The sequence below is a fragment of the Candidatus Saccharibacteria bacterium oral taxon 488 genome, from assembly GCA_013099015.1.
GTDB lineage: Bacteria > Patescibacteriota > Saccharimonadia > Saccharimonadales > Saccharimonadaceae > Nanosynbacter.
The window spans coordinates 478,936-503,539 of sequence record CP039998.1 but is presented as its reverse complement, the minus strand read 5'-3'; the positions used below and the strand labels follow the sequence as shown (position 1 = coordinate 503,539).

Annotated in this window: 21 protein-coding genes and 3 tRNA genes; 12 read left to right on the top strand and 12 right to left on the bottom strand. The window is 52.0% G+C overall.

Features of this window, described 5'->3' with window-relative positions; genetic code table 11:
* Positions 1-21: 21 nt before the first annotated feature.
* Positions 22-927 carry a hypothetical protein gene (locus FBF29_02675; protein ID QJU07590.1) on the top strand — a complete coding sequence of 302 codons (906 nt, stop codon included), beginning with the start codon at positions 22-24 and terminating at the stop codon, positions 925-927.
* Positions 928-1,005: 78 nt separating this feature from the next.
* Here the strand turns inward: FBF29_02675 and FBF29_02670 are convergent, their stop codons facing one another.
* Positions 1,006-3,714, bottom strand: coding sequence for a penicillin-binding protein (locus FBF29_02670; GenBank protein ID QJU07589.1), 2,709 nt, complete (start codon positions 3,712-3,714; stop codon positions 1,006-1,008).
* A gap of 73 nt (positions 3,715-3,787) precedes the next feature.
* On the opposite strand from FBF29_02670, the gene FBF29_02665 reads away from it, so the two are divergent.
* The 7 genes from FBF29_02665 to FBF29_02635 all read left to right on the top strand — a co-directional run bounded on the left by FBF29_02665 (position 3,788) and on the right by FBF29_02635 (position 10,284).
* Positions 3,788-5,017 (top strand): tyrosine--tRNA ligase, encoded by a 1,230-nt coding sequence (locus FBF29_02665; GenBank protein QJU07588.1) that lies wholly within the window; start codon positions 3,788-3,790, stop codon positions 5,015-5,017.
* The gene (locus tag FBF29_02660) at positions 5,017-5,772 is read left to right on the top strand and encodes an HAD-IIB family hydrolase (GenBank protein QJU07587.1); all 756 of its coding nucleotides are present in this window, start codon (positions 5,017-5,019) and stop codon (positions 5,770-5,772) included. The genes FBF29_02665 and FBF29_02660 overlap by 1 nt, the downstream gene beginning before the upstream one ends.
* Positions 5,773-7,815, top strand: a complete 2,043-nt coding sequence (gene recG / locus FBF29_02655; GenBank protein QJU07586.1) for an ATP-dependent DNA helicase RecG — start codon at positions 5,773-5,775, stop codon at positions 7,813-7,815. It begins immediately after the preceding gene.
* A gap of 10 nt (positions 7,816-7,825) precedes the next feature.
* On the top strand, positions 7,826-8,644 hold the full coding sequence (locus FBF29_02650) for a hypothetical protein (GenBank protein ID QJU07585.1): 819 nt from the start codon (positions 7,826-7,828) through the stop codon (positions 8,642-8,644).
* Positions 8,634-9,185, top strand: a complete 552-nt coding sequence (gene rsmD, locus FBF29_02645; protein QJU07584.1) for a 16S rRNA (guanine(966)-N(2))-methyltransferase RsmD — start codon at positions 8,634-8,636, stop codon at positions 9,183-9,185. Before FBF29_02650 ends, rsmD begins: the two co-directional genes overlap by 11 nt.
* Positions 9,178-9,687, top strand: coding sequence for a hypothetical protein (locus FBF29_02640; GenBank protein QJU07583.1), 510 nt, complete (start codon positions 9,178-9,180; stop codon positions 9,685-9,687). Before rsmD ends, FBF29_02640 begins: the two co-directional genes overlap by 8 nt.
* Before the next feature lie 63 nt (positions 9,688-9,750).
* On the top strand, positions 9,751-10,284 hold the full coding sequence (locus FBF29_02635; protein ID QJU07582.1) for a hypothetical protein: 534 nt from the start codon (positions 9,751-9,753) through the stop codon (positions 10,282-10,284).
* Positions 10,285-10,334: 50 nt separating this feature from the next.
* On the opposite strand, the gene FBF29_02630 is transcribed toward FBF29_02635, so the two are convergent.
* A complete protein-coding gene (locus FBF29_02630; protein QJU07581.1) occupies positions 10,335-10,991 on the bottom strand; it encodes a hypothetical protein in 657 nt (218 codons plus the stop codon).
* 76 nt (positions 10,992-11,067) lie between these two features.
* Entirely contained in the window at positions 11,068-12,660 is a 1,593-nt protein-coding gene (locus FBF29_02625; GenBank protein ID QJU07580.1) for an alpha-amylase, read from the bottom strand.
* 42 nt (positions 12,661-12,702) lie between these two features.
* Here FBF29_02625 and FBF29_02620 point away from each other — a divergent pair, with 42 nt between their 5' ends.
* Positions 12,703-13,746 carry an alpha/beta hydrolase gene (locus FBF29_02620; GenBank protein QJU07579.1) on the top strand — a complete coding sequence of 348 codons (1,044 nt, stop codon included), beginning with the start codon at positions 12,703-12,705 and terminating at the stop codon, positions 13,744-13,746.
* A 193-nt stretch (positions 13,747-13,939) separates the two neighbouring features.
* On the opposite strand, the gene FBF29_02615 is transcribed toward FBF29_02620, so the two are convergent.
* The 3 genes from FBF29_02615 to FBF29_02605 form a co-directional block, all read right to left on the bottom strand.
* Positions 13,940-14,015 (bottom strand) — tRNA-Gly (locus FBF29_02615).
* Positions 14,016-14,064: 49 nt separating this feature from the next.
* Positions 14,065-14,140: transfer RNA gene (locus FBF29_02610), tRNA-Phe, on the bottom strand.
* A 49-nt stretch (positions 14,141-14,189) separates the two neighbouring features.
* Entirely contained in the window at positions 14,190-15,077 is an 888-nt protein-coding gene (locus FBF29_02605) for a glycosyl hydrolase family protein (protein QJU07957.1), read from the bottom strand.
* 398 nt (positions 15,078-15,475) lie between these two features.
* Between FBF29_02605 and FBF29_02600 the strand changes: the two genes are divergently transcribed.
* A tRNA-Gly gene (locus FBF29_02600) sits at positions 15,476-15,550 on the top strand.
* 18 nt (positions 15,551-15,568) lie between these two features.
* Here FBF29_02600 and FBF29_02595 read toward each other — a convergent pair.
* The 4 genes from FBF29_02595 to FBF29_02580 all read right to left on the bottom strand — a co-directional run bounded on the left by FBF29_02595 (position 15,569) and on the right by FBF29_02580 (position 18,897).
* The gene (locus tag FBF29_02595) at positions 15,569-15,817 is read right to left on the bottom strand and encodes a DUF4342 domain-containing protein (protein ID QJU07578.1); all 249 of its coding nucleotides are present in this window, start codon (positions 15,815-15,817) and stop codon (positions 15,569-15,571) included.
* Positions 15,818-16,227: 410 nt separating this feature from the next.
* Positions 16,228-17,070, bottom strand: coding sequence for an alpha/beta hydrolase (locus FBF29_02590; protein QJU07577.1), 843 nt, complete (start codon positions 17,068-17,070; stop codon positions 16,228-16,230).
* A 24-nt stretch (positions 17,071-17,094) separates the two neighbouring features.
* Positions 17,095-17,838: a slipin family protein gene (locus tag FBF29_02585; GenBank protein ID QJU07576.1), complete on the bottom strand. Its 744-nt coding sequence runs from the start codon at positions 17,836-17,838 to the stop codon at positions 17,095-17,097.
* Positions 17,839-17,862: 24 nt separating this feature from the next.
* Entirely contained in the window at positions 17,863-18,897 is a 1,035-nt protein-coding gene (locus tag FBF29_02580) for a D-alanine--D-alanine ligase (protein ID QJU07575.1), read from the bottom strand.
* Between the two features lie 61 nt (positions 18,898-18,958).
* Here FBF29_02580 and FBF29_02575 point away from each other — a divergent pair, with 61 nt between their 5' ends.
* Entirely contained in the window at positions 18,959-19,801 is an 843-nt protein-coding gene (locus tag FBF29_02575; GenBank protein QJU07574.1) for a hypothetical protein, read from the top strand.
* Positions 19,801-20,976: a replication-associated recombination protein A gene (locus tag FBF29_02570; GenBank protein QJU07573.1), complete on the top strand. Its 1,176-nt coding sequence runs from the start codon at positions 19,801-19,803 to the stop codon at positions 20,974-20,976. Before FBF29_02575 ends, FBF29_02570 begins: the two co-directional genes overlap by 1 nt.
* A gap of 1 nt (position 20,977) precedes the next feature.
* Here FBF29_02570 and treF read toward each other — a convergent pair whose 3' ends face one another.
* Positions 20,978-22,576 carry an alpha,alpha-trehalase TreF gene (treF, locus tag FBF29_02565; protein ID QJU07572.1) on the bottom strand — a complete coding sequence of 533 codons (1,599 nt, stop codon included), beginning with the start codon at positions 22,574-22,576 and terminating at the stop codon, positions 20,978-20,980.
* Between the two features lie 92 nt (positions 22,577-22,668).
* A complete protein-coding gene (typA, locus tag FBF29_02560; GenBank protein QJU07571.1) occupies positions 22,669-24,492 on the bottom strand; it encodes a translational GTPase TypA in 1,824 nt (607 codons plus the stop codon).
* Between the last annotated feature and the right edge of the window lie 112 nt (positions 24,493-24,604).

Genomic DNA, 24,604 nt, shown 5'->3' with positions numbered 1-24,604 from the left:
ATTAGATAAAAGGAAATTATTATGGAAAAAACAATTGAACTTATCATCATTATCATGCTGCTGGCTATCATGGCGGAAATATATCTACTGGTCAAGCCGCGGCGGCACACAGGTAGCGGTACGCAGCTGCCGATTCTGGTTGACACCTCGGTGTTGATGGACGGCCGGGTGGTTGATCTGGCAAAGACTGGGTTCTTACTAGGGCAGATCATCGTGCCGCGTAGTGTGCTGATAGAATTGCAACTACTGGCCGACGGTGCTGATCATGCCAAGCGTGAGCGCGCCCGTTTCGGCATGGACGCCATGAAGGAACTCAAAGATGTGTTGGGCGGCTCGTTCACGCTACTTGATGATGCAACGCGCATTCCTGAGGGCGTTGATAACCGCTTGCTGCAACTCGCCAAGGAAATGAACGCTGCTATTTTGACGCTGGACTACAACCTAAACAAGGTGGCGCAAGTCGAAGGTATCCAGATCCTCAACATCAATGAGCTGGCCAAGAGTTTGCGGATGAGCTATTTGCCTGGCGATGAGCTGGTGCTTGAATTGACGCAAAAAGGTCAGGATTCTCATCAGGCCGTCGGCTATCTGCACGACGGTACAATGGTGGTAGTTGAGCAGGCTAAAAAATTCCTGGGTCAGAAAAAACGCATTGAAATCATCCGAAGCCTGCAAACTGATGCTGGTAAAATGATGTTTGCCAAGATTTGCGCTGAGCCAAAAGAAGCAAAAGAAGCGGCGCAACAGTCACCAGTTCAAGCCGCTCCCAAACAATCCAAGCAGCGCTCCACCGGTCGTCGGCCGCAGACCAGCAAGGCGGCGAAACCCGATGCCTCGCGCGCCGCAGCTCAAGGTCACCGTTCGGCTCGCCCCAAGACCCAGGCGCAGCGCGAGGCTGACTTGATCCGGATGGTTAATGAGCAATAGTCGCTAAGACTAAGAAGAAGTAAAAACCAGACTGAAGCGGTCTGGTTTTTATGTGTCACAGGGGGAAAGAGAGGCGGATTAGTCGGAGCTTGAGCTGCTGCCTACCGAGAAGCTGCCGCTGTCTGATGCAGTATAGTAGCCTTCGTCGCGGGCGATTGCTTGGATAATGTGCCGACCTGGTTTATCAACTTGGACACCGACCGAAACGCTGCCACCACTACCGGAGATTGACTCACTTTTGACGCTACGACCATCGACGAGGATGTCAATTGAAGTGAGCGGGAATGTGCCGTTGGTGGCGCGGGCGGTGATGGTGCGGCTGGAGCCAGAGCCAGAAAGCGATAGGCTGACACTTGGCTTGGCGTCGTCACATTTGTGCTTATCGTCATCAGCGTTGGCGTCGTAACCTTCAGGCGCTGAGTATGATGGTTTCTTGGTGAGCGGGTCAATGGTCTTGGTGACCTCAATTTCCTCGATGGCGTCAGCTGGCGTACAATTTGTCGCCTTTTTCTTGGAGACACGGTCAAACTTAATCTTTTCAGTAGTCTCGCCCTGTTTTTTATTCCACCACGATGGATAGAGCTCTTTGCCTTGCTGCTGGATGCCATTTGGCCGCTTGAACCAATCATTTGGCTTCCATTTGCCCTGTTTGGCATAAACCTCGTTGTGAGCAAACGACATGACGCTGCGCACCACCGGCATACCAAAGGCTGAGTTCGGGGTGTTGATGGTGCTGGTGTCGGAATTGCCGAGCCACATACCCATGACCAGCGCCGGGCTATAGTTAACGATCCAGACATCCTTGGCGTGGCCGTTTTTGTCGGTAGTACCAGTCTTGGCGGCGGTTCTAACGCCAGGCACATTCATTGCACCGTAACCGTGCAAGTCACGCGCCGCGTCCGCGTCACCCAAGATATCATTGATGATGTAGGCGACTTGCGGGTCGGTTGCCTGTTTGCTCTCGTCTTTCCATTTCTTTAGCGTATCGCCCTGGCTGTTGGTTACCTCGAGGACGTTGGTGCTTGGTTTGGCGACGCCCATGCGGGCAAAGGTGCCATAAGCATTCACTAACTCGGTCTGCTTCGTACCGCAGGCGCCAATGGCTGCTGACAGTCCGTAGCCGCCGGCCGCTTCTTCTTGTTGGCAATAATTGGTATTACCCATGTTGTGAATATAGTCAACGGTTGGTTTTGGCGAGCCGTTGCCTGCGATATACATTGCCTTGACCGCTGGGATATTACGGGAAAGCGCTAGCGAGCGGCGAATAGAAATACTTCCCATAAATCGTCGGTCCCAGTTGTTCAGCTTGGCGCCATAAATCTTGTCTATGTTCTCGTCGCTGAGGATTGAGCCTGAGCCGTAATTTTGCTGATTACTGCCGCGATTCTCAAACAGTTTGGCGTAGTCGAAAGCCTTGATGGTCGAGCCCGGCTGGATAAAGGCGGTGGCGGCGTTATCCTGCCCAAAGCCAGCATAATTGAAATCACGACTACCAACGAGGGCGACAATCTGTCCAGTCTGTGCGTCCTCAACCGTTGCCGCACCGTTACTAATGCGCACTCGACCCGGACGGCCCGATTCAAAGAAGGCTTTCATCTCTGTTTCGAGCTTCTCCTGAATCCTCCAATCCAGCGTCGTCTTAACGGTCAGTCCGCCGCGGCCAACGACCGCTTTGCCGAGTTCACGCTCCAGTTGATTGCGCACCATGAGCACGAAATGCGGCGCCTTGATGCCGGCTAGCTGCTCGGTCTCGGGCTTGATCTTGTCAAGGATCGGATACTGCTTGGCTTCTTTGGCCTGCGCTTCAGTGATGTAGCCCTGTTCCAGCATGTAGTCCAGCGTCGTGTGCTGGCGCGACAACAGCATCTTGCGGCCAGCGATATTGTACGGATTGAACGTGCTTGGGTTTTGCGGAATTGAAGCTAGCAGCGCTGCCTCGGCCAGAGTGAGATCCTTGGCGGACTTGCCAAAGTATGTTTGAGCGGCTGACTCTGCGCCATTGCGCCGACCGCCGTATGGTGCCTGGTTGAGATAGAGCGTGAGAATTTGCTCTTTGTTGTACATGCGCTCAACTTCAATCGCCAGGATGATTTCCTTGATCTTGCGTGGAATACCACTAAGGCCGCGTTTATCGGCGTCATCGGCAAAGAAGACTTGCTTGACGAGCTGTTGTGTCAGCGTCGAGCCACCCTGAACCTGCCGACCTGACGCTGTACTAAACATAGCGCGGGTCAGCCCGCTGATACTGATACCGTGGTGCTTATAAAAATCACGATCTTCAATAGCGATAGTCGCTTTCTTGAGATAATCGCTGATTTTATCAGCCTCAACCACTAGCTTATAGTTATCCGTACCCTTATCTTCCCAGAGCAGTGCACCATTGCGGTCGTAATATTTGGTGACCGTCGTCTGGACGCGTTTGGCGAGCTCACCCGGACGGATCTTGTCGAGGTCTTTACGGAAGTAGGCGAACAGACCGCCGATCAGAATAATCATCACAACGATGGCGACACCGAGAATTTTTAGCGCCATCAGGCCGCCGCGCTTAGAGAACCAGTACTTAAAGACGCGTTTGGGGTGGAGACGGTAAAAGAACCGCTTGACGGGGTGCTTTGGTAGGCTCGCCAGGTACTCTGCTTTTTCGCGGGAGCGCTTGTCCTTCTTTAGTCGACGCTTATTCGCCAAGTTTGCATAGACACTCAGCCGGTTTGCCGGCTTTGGGTGCGGACGTGACGGCGCTGGTTTTGCGCTGGAGCCCGACTGCTTATCTGAGGGTTTCTTGTTCACACTATCATTATATCACGCCTATGTTTCGCTTCAATCATAAAATTGCTATACTATTACCCAGAAAAGGAGGAATATGCAATTATCAGAGGAGCTACAGTGGCGCGGGTTTTGGAACCAAACCACATTCACCAATGACAAGCTTATCGATTCGGAGAATTTCACGCTCTATCTGGGGACAGATCCGTCGGCTGACAGTTTGCACGTCGGGCATTTGGCGGTCTACATGATGGTGCGGCATTTTTTGGAGCGCGGTCACAAGGTGTTTCTGCTGGTCGGTGGCGGCACCGGCATGATTGGCGATATGCGCGACACCGAGGAGCGGAGCCTGCTTTCGTATGCGGAAATTGAATACAACAAGCGAGCGTTGAAGACACAAGTGTCGCAAATTTTTGCGGGACGCGATTTTACCTTGGTGGACAATGCGGACTGGCTGGGCAATCTGGAACTGATTCCATTCCTCCGTGACATTGGCAAGAATTTCAACATGGCGGAATTGACCGCTCGCGAGTTTTTCAAAGCACGAATTAGTAACGGCAAAGGTCTGAGTTTTGCTGAATTTACCTACACCTTACTGCAGGGTTATGATTTTTGGCATCTGTTCAAGCATCACGGTGTCAATTTGCAAATCGGTGGTTCTGATCAATGGGGTAATTTGCTCTCAGGCGTGGAATTGATCCGCAAAAAAGAAAATGCCGAAGTTTACGCCATGACTGCGCCGTTACTCATCAACAAATCAACTGGGCGCAAATTTGGTAAATCCGAAGGTGGTGCCGTGTGGCTGGACGAAAACAAAACCAGCGTGTACAAGTTCTACCAATTCTGGCTGAACGTTGATGACGAAAGCGCCATCGAATACATGAAAATCTTCACCATGCTTGATCGTGATACCATTGAAGCTATCGCTGAAAACCACGCGGTCAACCCAGGTGCGCGCTCAGCACAGAAAGTCTTGGCGCGCGAAGTCACCGACATCGTCCACGGCGTCAATCGGCGCGAATCAGTGGAGCGGGTGACGGAAGTATTGTTTGGCGGCGGCGATTTTCGGCAACTGTTGGACGATGATTTGGACACCCTGGCCAAAGAAATTCCACGTGTTGATGTCGGCGTCGGCGTGATTGAAGCGTTGGTGGTCTCTGGTGCGGTCAGTTCTAACGGCGAGGCCAGACGCCTGCTCAAATCTGGCGCCATCAGCCTTAACGGCGAAAAACTGGCTAATGACCGAGCCATCAACAATCAATCTTTGTTGAAAAAAGGTAAAAATACGTTTATTCTAGTTGCAGAAAATATGGAAGGAGAGGAATAATGAAAAAAATTATCGGGTTTGATTTGGATGACACGCTAGCTATTACCAAGTCACCAATTAGCGATCGTATGGCAGATATCCTTGGTCGGTTGCTTGAAAACTATGAGATGTGTGTCATCACGGGCGGCACATTCCACCAGATTAAAAAGCAAGTGATTGACCGACTTGATGTTCAGCCCGAACTACTCCAAAAATTCCATGCAATGCCGACGTGCGGTACGAGGTATTATCGATTTGATGCTGCTGATAATGAATGGAAGATTCAATATGCGAACGATTTATCTGATGAGCAAAAAACTCAGATAACTGCAGTGCTGGAGGAGGTTGCTCGAGAGATGGGTATTTGGTGCGATAATCCTGCGGGTGAGATTATTGAGGATCGCCACAGCCAGATTACCATGTCGGCGCTGGGCCAACAGGCGTCGCCAGAGGATAAGTATGCCTGGGCGGAAAAGTACAAGGATGTCCGTCCGGTATATCGTGACAAGGTGGCGGCGAAACTACCAAATCTCGAAGTTAGGATTGGTGGTACGACTAGTACTGACATTACGCTGCCAGGAATTGATAAAGCCTATGGCATTGGTAAGCTGCTTGAGCTGAACGGCTGGTCAAAGGAAGAAGCGCTATTCTTTGGCGATAAATTACAGGAAGGCGGCAATGATTTTCCAGTCAAACAAATGGGCGTTGACTCAATAGAAGTAAGAGGTTGGGAAGACACCGCCTACGCGCTGGAAGGCATCAACGCCGTTTCCTAGATGAAACTAACCACCCCTCTCGCGCACATCAAAGGCGTCGGCCCCAAAACCGCCCAGGCGCTGTCGGCGGCGGGTTTGGAGACGGTGGCGGACGCCTTGGATTTTTTGCCGCGAGCGTATGATGATTATTCGGCGGCGGTTAACATTGCTGATCTTCAGCCGGGTAAAGTGACGGTGCGGGCGCGCTGCGAGTCGATTTCCACGCGGATTGTTCGCCGGGGCTTAAGGATCACCACGGCGGTGCTGGCGGATGATTCTGGCAAGGTGAAGGCCGTTTGGTTCAATCAGCCGTACCGCGAATCGCAGCTCAAATCTGATGCCGAGTTCATGTTCTCCGGTCAATTTGGCATGCAATATAATAGCTATCAGATCAGCAGTCCATCTGTTGAGCTCGCCAAGCAGACAGATGCGTCGGACGCCCAACATGCGTCGGGCATCCATCCGATCTACAAATCCATCAAAAACCTCCGCCCCAAAACCGTGCAGGATTTGCTGAAAAATTTGCGCCCTGTCATGGAATTCTTGCCCGAAACGCTGCCGGAGCACATCGTCCAGCGGCAAAAACTAGTTAGTCGTGCTGAAGCCGTCAGGTTTCTCCATGCGCCGAAAAATCATCAGGAAATCGCTTGCGGTCGTGAACGCTTGGCGTTTGAAGAGTTGTTTGAAATGATCTTGGCAGCGCAGTTGAATAAGCAGGAGCAAACCAAATTGACCGGCTGGCGTATCCCGTTCAATCAGCCGGTCGTCAAGCAATTTGTTGAGCAACTGCCATTCCCCTTGACCAACGCGCAGCGCCGCGCCGCCTGGCAGATTTTGCAAGATTTGGAGTTTGAGCATCCGATGAACCGCTTGTTGCAGGGCGACGTTGGCTCGGGCAAAACGGTGGTCGCTGGGTTGGTAGCGGCGGAGGTGGCGCAGGCTGGTTTCCAGACAGCCATCATGGCACCAACGGAGATTTTGGCGGCTCAGCACGCTAAGACGCTGGATGAGTTGTTATCGCCGTTTGGTGTGTCGGTGGCGCTGCTGACGGGGCATGTCAAGGGCGCTCAGCGACGGCAACTGCTGGATAATTTAGCCAACGGCAATATTAGCGTGGTGGTTGGCACGCACGCGCTGATTCAGGAAAAAGTGGCGTACCACAAGCTGGGGTTTGTGGTGATTGACGAGCAGCATCGATTTGGCGTCAAGCAGCGGCAGGCGTTGCTACAAAAGTCAGACTACATGCCGCATCTGCTAAGTATGACTGCCACGCCGATTCCGCGGAGTTTGGCGTTGACATTGTATGGTGAACTAGACATCTCGATTTTGGATGAGCTACCAGCCGGGCGTCAGCCGATTGAAACGAAAATTTGGTCGCCAGCTTCAGCGCCGAAACTCTATGAAACCATTGACCATGAACTGGCTCAGAGTCGCCAAGCCTACGTCATCTGCCCATTGATCGACGATAATCCCGACAATGATAAAAAGTCGGTCGAGGCGGAATATCACAAATTGGCGAAAACGATGTTTCATCATCGCCGCGTTGGGCTGCTACACGGTAAACTGCCGCCGGAGGAAAAAGCGGCGGTTATGCAGCAGTTTGCGGACGGCGACATTGACATGTTGGTGAGTACCACAGTGGTGGAGGTCGGTGTTAATGTGCCGAACGCTACGGTCATGCTCATCGAAAATGCTGATCATTTTGGCCTCAGCCAGCTTCATCAGCTGCGTGGGCGGGTTGGACGTGGCGAACACCAGAGTTTTTGTCATTTGATGCTGTCGAGTCACGACAAACCAAGCCAGCGCTTCAGGGAAATTGAGAAGTCACAAGACGGCTTTTACCTGGCGGAAGTTGACTTGAAGTTGCGCGGCCCTGGCGAGATCTACGGCCGAGCGCAACATGGCGCGCTGAACCTAAAAATTGCCTCGCTGAGCGACACGCCGCTGATTGCCCGTGCACAGACGGAGGCCGAGCGCTTTGTCAAAGAGGGGCAGGATTTGTTACAATATAACCATCTGGCGCGTGCCGTCAGTCGCTATCAGCGATTAACGACGCTAAATTAGAGAGATAAGTATGTATTCAGGAACCACATTTCACACCAAGTCAGGCAATCTGATGGGTGTTCATCAAAAAATTGATCGGGTCGCGCGGCGGCACATCGTGCAGCTGTTGCCGTCATGGTGCAACTTTCCGTCAAGCAGACAGATTTTGCATTTCGAGGGTAATAATGGCCCCGATGGTATCAAACGGAAAAGTCCGGCTGTTGATGAGCCGTGGCACTTCATTGACCCGCACGATCCGAATGACGTGGCGCTCCTCGAGATGGTTGAGCAACACATCACTAATCTGGCAGCGGCGCTGAGTGCTGATAACTGTGAGCGAGCAGCATTTGAGGCAGCATGGATGGCGCACGCGATCACTGATGGGTTAACGCCACCACATCATTTTCCACTGGAGGAGAAATTGGCTCAGCTGCGCGGTGAGGGTATGGAGACCCGTAATTCGCTGATCAAAAAGAGCCTCATGCCGGGCGAAACGGTGCTCAAAACCCTGCGCAATAACTGGGAGTTTTGGGGCGCAAAGGGTGTGATGACTATGCATCTGGCGTTTGAGGCGGGTGTCGCCAGCGTAGTGGCCTACCAACGGTTTGCCGCCGGCCTCCCGCAGCAGCACGACATTGAGGAGGTACGCCAGGCGGGCTTTCGGGCATTCTATCTCGGCTGCGTTCACGAGGTGGCGGATATGGCCATGTATGAAAAGTTCGCCAAGACTGGCTGGACGACGGAGCTGGCGCGGCAGACCAATCGTCAACTGATGCCGCTGATCATTCGTGCGGTGGTACTAGGCTGGCTGAGTGCGGTGTGGCTGGCTGAGGAGCAGCGTGCGCGTTAAGCTTATCGCTGGGGAATTTGGCGGACGATTCGTCCAGGCGCCGCCAGGCTCGACGACGCATCCCATGGGCGAGCGAGTCCGTTCGGCGATGTTCAATTCACTGGGCGAAACAGTCCGCGGTGCGCGGGTTTTGGACGCTTTTGCCGGCTCTGGCGCGATTGGCCTGGAGGCGCTCAGTCGCGGTGCTGAGTCAGTAGTTTTCGTGGAACGAGATCGAGTTGCGCAGCGTGTCATTGCCGAAAATATTAGCACCGTGGGCGCCAGCGAAAACGCTATTGTAATAAAAACAACGATATCAAATTGGCTGGAAAGCATGAGCGTAACAGAGAAGTTTGATATCATTTTTGCCGATCCCCCATATCACAACCCTCAGTTTTCCACAGTTTTGCGACTGATGGGGCTTCTCAAACCGGGTGGACATATGGTATTATCACACTCAGGAATAGGTGAGGTGCCAATTCAAAACGGAATTGTTGTGGTGGACAATCGTAGTTATGGGGGTGCGCACCTCACTTACTTCCGTAAGGAGATAAGTGGCTGACGCTGGCGAGGTGATGATGGAGAAACGGCGAGACGAACACAATCACTCGGCTCTTCGCCCTGAACCCCTACCGTTATGGACGAAAATGGCGGACGTAGCAATGCGGCCGCTGATGTTTATGTTGGGCGGTTTTCGCCGAGACAGTATGCAGGAGACCCACCCGTGGCATTGCCAGCGTGATATTGATCTGTCGCTGATAGACCCAGCGCTGACGGTGACGACGAATGGTGAGACAGACGAGCTACTACCGGGCCGCTTTTCATTTCTTTTTCATGCGCCAGGGCTCGTTGGCTGGCGGCATTATTGCGTGCTGCGGGCTAAGCCGCCATTCCATATTGGCTGGGTAGTGCGTGAACGTGGGAGTGGTCAGGTAAAGCAGTCAATAGTCCATCGTCTACCAATCGATGATCAATACGTGCGAATGTTGAGTGGTCCAGCACGCCTAGAGACAGAGTTTTTTGCGGTACATCCTGACGGAACGCAGATCGACTGGATATTATAGACACTGGCGTGCTCGGTGATAATAACTATCCAAAGGTACGATTATTATAAGGAGGAGGCGAGTATGAAAGAACAATTTGATAGTGAATCACCGCTGCGGCCACTCCCATACGGTCTATTAAAACGAATGGGGGACGTAGCGATATCGCCACTGCGGCTACTGGCGGCTGGAGGGCGTGCGTATGATATTAATCACTCTAGCCCATGGTCATGTCACGAAGTTGACCCGGATGCTGTTGATCCGAAGAAAGTACTTATCCTGCCAGGAGCCAAAGGCCAAAAACCAGGGCCACTATTTCAGGCGCCAGTTGCTGGCGGCTGGGATGAATATGGGGTGCTGCGACCTCGGTTTGAGGGTAGTGGTGATGAGCTTGACAAGTTGCTATTCTATATCGGCTGGGTGTCGGTGGCTGGTAAGGCTGAGTTAAATGATCGGCCAATTAAGGGGGCGGTACGAGTGCTGCGTGGTCCTGATCCAACGGCGTTCTTTGCGGTCAATGGTTTGGGTCAGCAGTTGAGGTTGAAGTGTATCGGTGCAGGGCGGCTCGGCCCGAATGGACTTAATAGATATGTTGCATCGTGGGCACAGCTGTACTAGCAGGGGATTACTGGCGGGGTGACAGGTCTAGCCTTGGTGAAGCACGGTAATTAACTGATTAGTTTGTCAATCGCTTTGGCAACCTCGGCATCGGTAAAGTTGATAGTCGACTTTTTCTTAATGAACAGTCTCAAGCTACGAATAACATCGGGTGACTTAATAGCCTTTCTCATGTTGTCTTCGGTTAGCGCATCAAAACGCTTCCAGTATTTATCCAAATCACCTCTGAGCACAGATTTCTTGGTGAGATTCACTAGGTGCTTTGCTGCAGTTCTAATTGTTGATAAATTGGTTAAGTCATAGGCAAAAATACGCTGTGAGCGAATCGGCTTTTCAAAGATAACACGGTGAAGCTCGACGCAGCGACCATTAGTTAAGATCACCCAATCAACGCCTTCGTTTGAGGCATAGTCAACAGCCTGTTTGAGGTGGCGCTCATTGAGGTCAATAGAGGTGGCCTTTGCTTCAACAATAAAATGAATTTTCTTATTTAGCTGCACAACGTAGTCAACATATGTACCACGAATCATATGTTCTGTTTTAATCTCGTCAATGAGAGTATATCCAAGCACCACACTGAGCAGGCTATTGACCATCAGGCGTGCCGTTGACTCATCAGCATTGAGGTTTTCTTTCTTTGTTAAATATTTTTTACGATACTCACGTAAAGCCTTTTCACAAGCTTTTTCTTGGAAGTCTGTAGCCATAGTTACCCTTCGTTATTAACTAAACTTGCAGATATTGTAGAACAGTATACTCAAACTGTAAAGACATAAGCAATAGCTACCCATTATTCTGCGGTAATAATAAAACCCCACAATATTTCTGAATTGTTAGCTGCTGATTATTATCGATGGTAGAGCAGTAGGAGTGGGTTGAGGCGATGATCTCGGTATGTTCTGGGATAAAAAAATGCTGTGGTGCATCAGCGAAGTTAATATAAATATAAGCCCGCTCGCTGCCCAGCTCTCGTTTGATACCGAGGACAAATCCATTACCAGCGTTGATCACTTCAAGCGTGCCGTGCTGCAATATCGGCATACTCCGCCGCAGGTGAAGCAGCCGTCGGTGCAGATGTAGGAGTGAGTCAGGGTGCATGGCTTGTGCTAGGACGTTGGTTTTGGCCATATTGGCGTGAACGGGTAGCCACGGCTTCGTGCTTGAGAATCCAGCAAACCGCGTATCATCCCATTGCATCGGCGTGCGCTCCAGGTCACGGCTGTCGATGGTGGAATTGGCGGGACTAAAATTATCCTGAATATCCTCAGCAGTCAGCTCGCCATTCGTCATGCCAATCTCGTCACCATAGTACATCACGCTAACGCCCGGCGTGAGCAGGTTGAGAAAATGCAAGGCCCGTGCTCGCTCTGTCCCGAGTCGCGAGGCAATGCGCGGCTGATCGTGATTGCCGACGCAGAAAAACGGCTTGGCTGAATCTGCCGCCTGCAGATAATTCTCAATCTTCTGTCCAGTATGCTCCGCGTGCCACTCGTCCTGGCGGTACTCCATGAAAAATGCCGACGCTTTCGGGTGGGTCGTCAGCACCTGGTGGTACTGCTGGTAAATATCGCCCAGCTTTTCGTCCGGATAAAATTCAAACACCATCTGCTTATCATCATATTCATCACAAACCGACGCCAGTTCATGCAGATATTCTTGAAAATGCGGCCCCATTTTACAGTGGTCGTGAATGAATGCGCCGTAGGCTTCAGGATCGCCGTGAAAATCAGGATTTGGCGAATCATTGCCAAACTCCGGATCTTTAGAAATACCCCAAATCGCGTCAACTCGCATGCCATCTACGCCCATATCAAACCAAAATCGCACCACGTTTTTCATCTCATCGCGAACCGCAGGATTATCCCAATTCAAATCCGGCTGTGTTTTCAGGAACGAATGGAGATAAAATTGATTGGTCTGCTCATCAAACTCCCATGAACTGCCACCCGACAGACTGCGCCAATTATTTGGCTCATTGCCATCCCGCCCGTCGCGCCAGACATAATAATCACGCTTGGGATTGTCCCGCGATGACCGTGCTTCCTGAAACCACGGATGCTGATCAGATGTATGGCAGGGAACGAGATCAATCATAACTTTAATGTCTAGGATATGGGCTTTTTCTAGCAGCGCCCGAAAATCATCCAGCTCGCCAAATGTCGGATCAATTTTCCGATAGTCAGCAATATCATAGCCAAAATCAGTCAGCGGCGAGACGAAAAACGGCGAAATCCAAATCGCGTCAACCCTCAGCCACGCCAAATAATCCAGCTTTTCGGCAATGCCATTCAAATCACCAATGCCATCGCCACTAGTATCTCGAAAACTACGCGGATAAATCTGATACAAAGAAGCAACATCTTGCCAAGTTTTCATGATTTAAGTATAAGCGAGATGGGGGATTTGGGCAAATGAGTGATGGGTATGGTGTTATTAATACAATCTATTCACATAGCCTGGTTGAAATGCTATAATTACCCCGTGAAGCATAAAACTAAGATAATTAAAGTTCTCCTATGGATATTCGGCGGTTTAGCTACTATCTTGCTAATCCTCGCTTTGATAAACATTGTTTTGAGCGGAGTTGAATACAATGGAATCAAAGACTCGTACGGTCAATATGTGCAGATTGATGGCGGGAGAGTGCACGTTGACATTCAGGGTAATGCTAAAAAAGTTGTCGTGCTGCTGCCTGGTCTTGGCGTCCCCGCTCCAGCACTTGAATTTAAGCAACTTGTTGATAATCTCAAAAAAGATTTTACTGTAGTCGTGTATGAGGGATTTGGCTATGGACTAAGTGACGATACGACAAAACCTCGCTCCACTGATAATATCGTATCCGAGATCCATCAGACTATCTCGAAGTTGGGGTATAAGAAATATTCTATAATAGCCCACTCAGTCTCTGGTTTATACGCATTGAAGTATTCCTTGACACATACTAATGAAGTTGAAGCGGTTGTCGGTATAGATACTTCGGTGCCTGAGCAGCTAAAGTCTATGCCATCAGATTTGCAGAAACAACAGGCAGCTTCGTCAATAACGACTGGCTTGTTGCGGTTTGCTGGCGGAGCGGGTTTAATTCGCGCCTATCTGGCCATAAACCCGAATGCTATTTCCGAGATGACGGGACGAACTTATACTGACGAGGAGCGATTATTAGCTAACAAACTTATGAACCGCAACTTTACGAGTAGCGCGGTACTTGATGAGACAGTGCGGTCTGATAGCGATAGTGGTGGCTTAAGTGCAACCTCCAAATTCCCCTCTGATATACCCGTTAGATTTTACTTGTCGAACCAGTCACAAGAGCTGTTTCCCAAATGGAAAGAAATACATATCGCACAATTACCACGCCCCAACGAATCGTTCGTTACGGTTTTAGGTGGCAGCCACTTCCTTTATAATACGCATGCCAATACGATAGCCAATGGATTTCGTTCGCTATTGAATGAGCGTTAAGTATATTTCTCCACTAGAGACTTCTAGTTTGCCAGACTAAAAAGAATATCCTCTGGGTATAAATATATAATTAGAAGATATAAATAAGCAAGACAAGGCTCGATTCATGGAGTTTGCCCTGGAGAGGGCTGCAGCGTACTTTACAGATTGGCTATAAACAAAAAAGACCTTTCAGAGCTTGAAAAGTCTTTCATGGTGCGGGTAAGGAGACTCTAACTCCTGGCCTCTTCCATGGCAAGGAAGCGCTCTAACAACTGAGCTATACCCGCATGTGGTTCACGGTTTATTGTAACAAAGCCGCGAATAAAATGCAATGTTTGGTGGCTCCTCCCAGACTCGAACTGGGGACACAAGGCTCTTCAGGCCTCTGCTCTACCAACTGAGCTAAAGAGCCACAAACTTGCTATCTCATTGTACTAAAGTTGCCGTTATCTGGCAAGCCGCTATTTCCGCACGTAATGCGCTACATAGTCAATTTCAATATCGGATACGGCTGGCGTGAGTGGATTAGGTACGCCGCCGTCAACGGTCTCGGTATGCTTATTAATACCATTTGGGTTCATTGCTCCAGCCTGCACACCGAGGAACATCTGCTTATCAGTGACATTCGGATGATTGATACGACCCCATTCTTTGCCGTCTAGCGTAAAAATGATATGATCCTTCTCGACAATAACGCCGTATGTGTGCCAGCCGCTCATATCATGATTATCAAGGGATACTTGCTTTTGCTTGTTGTCCGGATCCCAGTGGTACGTTGCCTCAACACGAGGACCATTGACGCGCCCCTCAGCGAAATCAATCTCTGGCGGCCAGCCTTCGTCCTTTGGCCAGAGAAGGAATGCGTAGCCGACACCTTTGGCTTTCGGGAACTTGGCACGAACTTCCCAGCGACTGCGTGAGGCGGTGAATACATCACCTGAGCTGGCGCCACCAGTACTCCACTGGCCGTTCTCGTACTGAGTACGAATTACCAGTTTGCCGTCTCGAGTGAACGAATTGCGTTGTGACATCACGCCCATACAGCCGTGGCCAACCGCTGGATCGCCCCAGCCGTACTGCACCCATTTAGTTTGCTTGATCGACGAGTCAAAGCCTTCAAAATAATCAATCTGCCAGCCATCAATTGCCGCCTGGTTTCGGTCGTGGTTCGCCGGGCCGCTGGGCTTTGATGGCTGAGGCTGGCTTGGAACGCTACGCTTGCGCCTCTTATTGCTAGAGTTATTGTTTGATGAGTTGTTGTGCGGCAGTTGATTAGTCTGCTCAGTTGAGCCATGAGGGTCGCGACGTTCGGGCTGTTGATTTGTGGTCTGGGCTTGATTCTGGCGCATCGTCTGCGTTACCCAATTGTGCTCAGCTGGCGTCGGCTTATTGTCAGTGTTTTGGTTGGGCTTGCTTGGTTGCTGATTATCGTTCGTGGAGTTGGTATCAGAGTGAGAGCGACTATCGGTACTCAATGAGCCAGATGAGCCAGTCGGCGACGTAGTTCGGTCAGCGTATTTTGTCGCTTGGGGCGGGGCGTTATTTACCTGCGACAAGAAGTGCAGTGCACCAAGCGACAAGCCGCCGATGACGATTAGAGTTGCTATGCTAGTTGTAACCAGTTTTCGCTTCGTCATATGTCTATTGTAGCGCACTAAAATTATATGTCAAACTTTTAGCGTAAGCGTCAAGAAAATGCTGCAATATCCTAGTGGTTTGACTAGAAATCATGTATAATAACTTCATTGCGGGTGTCGTATAACGGCTATTATGTGACCTTCCCAAGGTTGAGACGGGAGTTCGACTCTCCCCATCCGCACCAAGTTGATAAATAATCAAGTCAGTCTCGTCGCTCTACCGCAATCGTACACTGTGCCATCAATGCCACCGCTGCGCCAAGTGCTGCAAGTGTCGGTAGTAATAATGCACCTACCACGCCAGCAGTGACCGGGAATTCCATGATGCTTTCGCCTTTTTCGTTCTTGATGATAACGCGGCGGACGTTGCCTTCTTTGATAAGTTGCTTGACTTTCTCGACAACTTGATCGCCGTTGACGCTGAATTCTTCGGTATAGTTTTGTCTACTCATAATTGCTCCTTACTTTTTACTGCTCTTAGATAGTTTATTTATGATGACTTAGCTTTTTTGGGCTATATCTAGTATCTTGCGCCACAACTTTCGTGATTTATTAAGACTTGCTTGTAATGCGGTCTTATCTTCGGTCGAACCAAACTCTAACATATTTGTAATATTATGACACTGCCAAGCCATTATTTTCAAGTAGCGATAGCCACTTTGAATACATAGTCTGCTGATCGTGTATATCTATCGTACCACCTCACCACCTCTGCAACATCTCAACAGGCGTCCGCAGCTGTATGCCTAAGTGTATCCTTTCGTTGTTCGACCAGCCCCCGAAATGTCGCGACCGCCTCGTGCAACGAAGAAGCCAGGCAATCGCTGAACTTGGCAGAATAATGATTTAAGCGGCGCCCTTATCACTTTGAAGCGAGAAACTCATCGAGCGTATTTTCGACTTCCATCCACTTAGGACTCAGCCACATCACGTGCGATTCGGTATTATTGATGGAAAGCACGGCGTGCTTGATCTGCTTCGCGGTGTGAAGCGGATGGTCGAGCGGAACCGAACCATCATACTTACTATGCAGTATAAGCGTCGGTTGTGTGATAGTTTCGGGATTACCCTTCATCAAACGCCGACTAATGTCATTCATGAACCCACTGCCAGAGCGAAATTGCATAAACATCGACGCGATTGCATCGATAGACGACGGCGGGTAGCTAGCAAGCACGTCACGCGCGTCCAATGTCGTGAGTTGTTGAAACAAATAACTGACTATTTTTCGCGACCATCTGCGGAGCAGCCAGCGCATCACTGCCCACGTTATATGTTCGAGCACAGGATTAAACGCGATACGGGCTGCCATACGAGTACTTTGACTAGGCCATTTCTTGAAACTCACCGCGCTCATCAGGACGAGTTTATCAACGCTGTCGGGGTGAAGCTCGGCGAACCGCATCGCCGCTCTGCCGCCAGCCGATATGCCGACCAGGATGACACGCTCAATCCCGAGCTGCTCTAGCAACTCGTTTGTCGCCTGTTCGAACTCGCCATAGGTTTCGCTAAGCGCCGTATCTGTCCCACCATAGCCGGGTCGGCTGACGCTGAGGATTGAATAGCCGCGACTAACGAAGTAATCCTCACCCGTACGCATGGCGGCAGTCGTGTGACCGCCGTTCAAAATGAGAACCGTTAACGAGCCGTGCATGTCATGTCGATATTCGATCGTACCGCGGGACGTTTGAAGCAGCTCCATCATGTGCAATCAACCGTGCGAGGCGTGCTATTTCTTACCGCCACGAATCGCATCAATCAATTCAACAGGGAACAGCATCATCGTCTTTTGTGACGGTTCGGTCGAGATACGCTCCAGCGTGTTCAGCGTACGCAGATTAATGGCGCCTTGGGTTTTTGCCAGAATCTCGGCGGCTTGTGCCAGCGTTTCAGCAGCGGCTTTTTCACCGTCGGCGTTGATGATGTTAGCGCGGCGCTCACGCTCAGCTTCGGCTTGCTTGGCCATGGCACGCTTCATGTCGCCAGGCAGTTCAATGTTCTGAATCTTAACGTTCTCGACATCGATACCCCATTTGTCAGTTTCGGCATCAACAATTTCCTTGATCTGCTGTGAAATCTCCTCACGCTTGGCCAAGAGATCGTCCATATCGACATTACCGGTGACGTCGCGCAGGGCAGCCTGGGCAAATTGGCTGGTGGCGTAAATGTAGTTGGTCGTCTCCAGCACCGCTTTTGGGGCGTTAATCACTCGGAAATAGACCACCGCGTCAACGCCGACAGTGACGTTGTCCTTGGTGATGACTTCTTGTTTCGGCACATCAATTGGCGTCGAACGCACATCGACCATCATCATCGTCTGAAAAATCGGCACCACCACCCTTAGGCCCGGCTCGCGTACGCCAGTAAACTTACCCAGCGTCAGTACTACACCGCGCTGGTATTGGTTAACTACCTTAATGCCGCTCAGTACAAACATCAGTACGATGACTAAAATTACTGCTACTATTTCCATATTGACCTCCTGTTTATAAGGAAATTATACGCCACGTATAGAGCGGCTGGCAAGCGCCTCTTCGATCAGCTCATCAACCAGCGCTCGTGGACTGAGGCCCGAAGCTTCCCAGAGCTTTGGATACATACTGATGTTGGTGAAGCCGGGGATGCTGTTAATTTCGTTGAGAAAAATCTGGCCCGTCGGATCAAGGAAAAAGTCAACTCGCGCCATGCCGCGTCCACCGGTCGCTTGGTAGGCGGCCAATGCGAGGCGCTGCAGTTTTGTCGCCACCGACTCGTCAACGTCTGCGGGGATAACGACGCGTGAAGTGCTGGAGGCGCTGTACTTATCGTCGTAGCTATAAAACTCTTCGCCAGGAAGAATCTCACCAGGCATACTGACGCGGGCGGACGTACCGCGGCCGAGGACGGCTAGCTCGATCTCGCGGGCGGTGATCGCTTGTTCTATCAATACGGTGTTGTCGTGGCGAAAGGCTTCGTCAAGCGCGGTGGTGAATGCTTCGGCCGAGTGGACTTTGTTGACACCGACGGACGAGCCGGCGCGGGATGGCTTGATGAAAACAGGCGCACCAAGCTCACTAGCTATCTCGGCAAAGGTCGGTCGCGGCGCATCATTCGCTAGCGTTCGCCACGGCACAACCGGAACGTGAGCGCCGAGCGCCAGCCGCTTGGTCATGTCTTTGTCCATGGTGACAGCCGCCGAAAGGAGACTCGGGCCGACATAGGGAATATGAAGTAGCTGCGCCAGGCCCTGTACGCTACCGTCCTCACCATTTTTGCCGTGAAGCACCGGAATTATCAGGTCAATCGGCAGCGGGTCAACGCCGTCGATGAGCAGTGACCGCTGGCCGAGTTGTGGTGTTAAGTGTGGGCTCGGCTGATTGCGTGCCTCGATCGTCTCGACGAGCCGCCACTGACCAGCGCGGTCGATGTAGCATAACCTGACGTCGTAGCGCGTCATGTCCAGCGCCGCCAGCACGTTAGTAGCGGAATTGATCGAGACCTCGTGCTCGGATGACTCGCCGCCAAATATGAGGAGAACGCGTAATCTATCCATTACCCTAGTATAGCGCATCGTGCCTTGGTGGGGCGAATTTATGGCGTGATATAATAAAACGATGATGGCGAGTAACAGGAACGAAAGGCTTAATAGATCGCTGGCACCTGAGGTCATTGGCAGTAGCGACTCGGTGGTTGAGTATGATAAGCGTGAGGTCAGTGGTACCATGGGTGTGATTACTGGCATGCTGATAGCTCTGCCAAGCGAGGCGTGGCACAATGTTTTGCCAGAAGTTGGCCAGCAGCCGATAATTCTTGGTGGCATGGCGGTGGCAATAGGGGGGCTGTGGCGGATATCTCAGGCTGTCCGACTGCGCGAGTATAGCGAGCGTGAGCCTGAGTTCCTTAGGGAGGCAGTCGACAATCTGCCGCCACTAGTCGATACTATCAAAGATAGTAGCGAGCGGCTAGATGAGCTGCTTAGGGAGCTCGACCAAAAGCGATTGGCATATGAGATGGCGGTTAAAACTGGTCGTACATCGGCCATACCGCTCACCACTGATGAGGCGGAACGTCACGCGGCACTTGTGCGACTGACCAGTCACTGCTCTGGCGGCTCCGGTCTCGTCAATAGAGCAGCGGCGCAGGTTCTACACTGGGCTGGCTGCGCGTTGCCGCCGGAAATGACGGCGGCCGGGCGGTGCCGGTCTCGTCGCGAGGCTGGTCACGCGGGAGCAGACAACATGCATCAAACGACGCTGGGTATGTTGGAGCAGTATGTGCCGCTGGATGGGATGACATGGCGAGAGTACGTGGCGTCGCCGGAGTTTGCGGCAGTCTGCGGAAGCGCTCAGCAGATTGATCGAGGATTACGTCTGCAGGCAAAACCGCTCGGGCGGCGACCAGCTGATTGTTTTTCACACTTTTCGCAGTATCGGCCGCGAGAGGATAATTGGTGGTAATGGACGCGCGACAACCCCTGGCGGAGCAGATGCGGCCGCAAACCCTGGATGAAGTAATCGGGCAAAGTCATTTGCTGGGCGAGGGCGAGCTGCTTCGCCAAATTACCCGGCGTGGTGAGCCGGTCAGTTTGATTTTGTGGGGACCGCCGGGGACGGGCAAGACGACGCTGGCGCGGATCATCGCCCGCGAGGTTAATGCGGAGTTTGTCGAGTTGTCAGCGGTGACTAGCGGCAAAAAAGACGTCGAACGGGTGATTGAGCACGCCAGGCAAAATTGGAATTTGAACCTCAGAACAATTTTGTTTGTTGACGAAATCCATCGCTTCAACAAGGCGCAGCAGGACGCGTTTTTGCCGCATGTCGAGAGCGGGCTGATTACTTTGATTGGTGCGACCACCGAGAATCCGAGCTTTGAGGTGATCACGCCGCTGCTCAGCCGGACGCGGGTGCTGGTGCTCCACCAACTGACCAAAGATGAAATTATACTAGTGCTGAAGCGGGCGCTTAAAGTTTTGAAACAAACCAAGCGGGTGTCCTCCAAAGCTCTAGACTATTTGGCGGAATTGGCGGACGGCGACGCGCGGGTGGCGCTGGGCAATTTGGAATTGGCATTGAGCTTTGGCGAGAAAGTCACGCCCGAGGTGGTCAAGGCGGCGGCTCAGCGGCGTTTGCCGGGCTATGACAAAAAGGGTGATGCGCATTACGACGTCATCTCAGCGTTCATCAAATCACTGCGCGGTAGCGACGCGGTGGCTGCGGCGTATTATTTAGCGCGTATGATCGACGCCGGCGAAGATCCGAAGTTCATTGCTCGGCGGATGGTTATCTTTGCCTCAGAAGACATTGGGCTGGTTGGCAATGGTGCACTGAGTCTGGCGGTCGCCACCTTTGAGGCGGTGGAGCGTGTCGGGCTCCCGGAAGCCAAATACAATCTATTCCACTGCGCCATCGCTCTGGCGCGCAGTCAAAAGTCGCGTGAGATTACTGATCTGATGAATGAGGCCTTCGCTCTGGCGCGTCAATATCCCAACTCGCCCGTACCGCTGCACCTTCGCAACGCCGCCACCAAGCTAATGAAGGATCTAGGCTGCGGCAAAGATTACAAATGGCAGGCTGGTTTTCAGCACGAAAAGGGATTTCTCCCAGAAGACATTCCGCGTCCGACCAAGAATTAGCCTACTTTGGGCAGCGCTCATCAAACCGATCATACAGCGCCGCGTACACGCCGTTAGTCCAGCCAAAGCCGTCTTGCAGTGGATATTCACCACCACCGCCAATGCGTGACTCGCTATCAACATCATATTTCTCGATCATCTTGCCTTGATCAGCAAAGACGCGCTCGGTCGAAGCCAGCCAGCGCTTTCTAATTTCCTCTGCTAGCTCATCCAGCCCATACCGCTTCAAGCCGCAAACCGCCACCCACTGTAGCGGCGCCCAGCCATTTGGCGCGTCCCATTGCTGGCCATTGTCAACCAGCGTCATCCGCAACCCGCCATCGCGCAAAAACTCGCGCTCTAATTTCTCGGCCACGCGCTTGGCTTGTTTCTTGGTGGCGATACCGCTGTACAGCGGGAAGACGCCGGCCAGCGTGGCGTGGCTCGTCTGATGACCGGTGCGGAAATTATAATCATAGAAAAAGCCGTCGGTTTCATTCCAACAGTGCTGGCGGATGCTCTCGGCGCGGCGCTCGGCCAGACGGATGAAGCGTTTCTTGAGCGGCGCCTGGCGCAGTACGCCGTAACAATGGGCGATCGTCATCTCTAGTTCGTACAATAAACAATTCAGGTCAATCGGCACGAGGTCAGTCGTTTGAATCGTTTCGATGTCGTGCGGATCGCCAAACCAGCGCGAACTAAAGTCCCAACCACTCTCAGCCCCGGCTCGCAGGTCGAGGTAGACCTTGGTCTTGTTGGCGGAGCGGCTATTCCTGGCGGTTTCGATATCTTCGCGGCGACTTTCTGGGCGCGGCGTGGCCTTATCGTCGTAGTAGCGATTGAGCACCTGGCCATCAGGCATGGCTACCACGCGGTTGGTAGCCATAAAGTCGATGCTCGAAAGCTTGCGTTGGCCTTTCATCCAGAATTTGTATTCGGCCAGCAGCGAGGGGAAATACTCGAGATAGGTCAAGCTCGGGGCACGCCGGCCGGGTTTGCTGGCGAGGAGCTTGACCATCGCTGCAAAAAACGGCGGCTGGCTGCGACTGAGGAAGTACGTCCGATTGGCAGTCGGGATGAAATCAAAGCGCTGAATCATGTACACATAATTTTTCATCATGCCGTCGATCAGCTTCCACTTGCCGTCCGCCGCCAGACCCAGCATGATAAAATACGTATCCCAGTAAAATTGCTCAGCAAACCGGCCACCTGGCACCACGTAGTCGTGCGGCAGGGCAATCAGCGAACCCTTCGACTTGTGGGCGCGGCGGATGAGCAGCGGCCAGAGATTGGTGACGTGCTGTCTGGCAGAGTCAGCCTGGACAAAGCTCACCTTTTTGACCGGCGATTCAAATTCATAAAAATGCAGCTTCACAAATTCATCCAGCCGAAAGTTGGGATCACGTCGGGCCAGGCGATACTCCTGGAGTATGCGGGTGGCTCGCTTTCGCGGTACGAGATCGACGAAAGTTTTACCATCGGCAAACACGCGGTGTGACTGCACCTCATGAAACAACTGCCCGAGCTTTTCGTCGGGATCTTTGCGGTCGATCGGTGTGATGCGCTGGGCGGTGCGTGCTAACGTGCGCTTGATAATTGTTGTGGTTTTTTTGGGAAGCATATGGTTAAGTATAGCGTGTTACCGTGGGATAATCTATAGTAACGTTAAGTTTCTTATGTATTTTGTCAATCGGGAGTTTGTCGGGGTGGGGTCTACCGTTTGGCGGCACGCTTTCGCTCATTGGCGTCAAGGTAGCGTTTACGCAGGCGCAAGGATTTTGGCGTAACTTCCAATAGCTCGTCATCCTCGATGAAGTCGATGCATTGCTCCAGACTAAACTGCGTAAATGGCGTCAATTGCACTGTGCCATCGGACGATTTGGAACGCATGTTGGTCAGGTGCTTAGCTTTACAGACGTTGATTTCAATGTCTTCTTGGCGGTTGTAAATACCGACGATCATCCCAGCGTACACTTCCGTGCCAGGTCCGACCAAGAGTTCGCCGCGCGCCTCGGCCGCTTGCAGCGCATATGGCGTGGTGGTGCCAGCTTCAAAGGCGATGAGTACGCCGCCGCGGGTCTTTGGCAATTTGCCGCCCAGCGGTTGATAGCCGCACGGCAGGGAATTCATGATCACCGTGCCTTTGGTGGCGGTCAAGAGTACGTTGCGTAGGCCGATCAAAGCCCTGGTCGGCAGTACATAGGTCATGCGGGTAGCACCGCTAGCGGTGGTTTCTTGCGATTTCATTTCAGCGTGGCGCGCACCCAACTCTTGGCTGATTGCGCCGATGAATTCGCTGCTAATCTCGATTTGCAGTTCTTCAATTGGCTCTTTTTCGACGCCGTCCTCGGTGATGGTGACGACTTGCGGGCGGCCAACTTCAAACTCAAAGCCTTCGCGCCGCATGGTCTCGATCAGAACGCTCAGGTGCAGCTCGCCGCGGCCAGACACCGTAAAGCCGATGCCGTTTTCTTCGACGCGTAGCGCCACGTTGGTCTCCAGTTCTCGCCGCAATCGGTCGCCGATTTGCCGCGAGGTGGTAAACTCGCCCTCGCGTCCTTTCATCGGGCTGGTATTCGGGCCGAGGTACATGCTCAGCGTCGGCGCTTCGATGGCAATCGCTGGCAAGGCTTCGGGTTGTTCTTTGTCGGCAACGGTATCGCCAATGTGCGCTTCACTGATGCCAACCAGCGCTACAATGTCGCCAGCAAACGCCTCGTCAAGCTCTTCGCGGTTTAGTCCGCGGTAGCCAAAAACTTTCTCGATTCGCGCTGAGCCCGACACCTCGCCGTGCTTCATCAAACTAACCGCCAGACCGCGCTTGACCGACCCGCGAGCGATCCGCCCAATGGCATATTTACCCTGGAAGGTATCGTACTGCAAACTGGTCACCAGCATCTGAAACCCGCCGTCAGCCGTGACGCTTGGTGCCGGGATGTCATTGATAATCGCCTCAAAAATCGGTGTGAGATCGGCGTCTTCACTCGGGTCGGCAGGAATCTCCCGCCAGGCCTTGCCGTCGCGCCCGATAGCATAATAAATCGGATATTGCAGCTGACTATCATCAGTCGCTAGCTCCAAAAACAGATCGCTCAGCTCGTCTTCAACTTCAGCAATCCGCCTGGCTGGCTTATCAATTTTATTAATCACCACCACCGGCTTCAAGCCCAGTTCCAGCGCCTTACTCAGCACAAACTTCGTCTGCGGCATCGGCCCTTCCTGTGCATCAACGATCAGCAGCACGCCGTCCGCCATCTGCAGCGTTCGCTCGACCTCGCCCGAAAAATCGGCGTGCCCCGGCGTGTCGATGATGTTGATCTTATAATCACCGTAAAAAATCGATGTCTGTTTGGCAGTGATGGTGATACCGCGTTCGTGCTCCTGATCACCCGAATCCATGATCAGTTCTTGGCTCATCTCGGCCTGGTTGTCGCGGAATGTGCGCGACTGTTTGAGCAGCCCATCAACCATGGTCGTCTTGCCGTGATCGACGTGGGCAATAATGGCAATATTTCGAATCTTGCTAGCGTCCTTCATAAAAATATGGTCTGGGATTAACGGCAGACCTTCCTTTGGTGATTAATTGTAGCACAGATGGGCGAGGATGGGAAGGTTGGCTAGCTGAATTATCAGTGGTCATACCTATCTT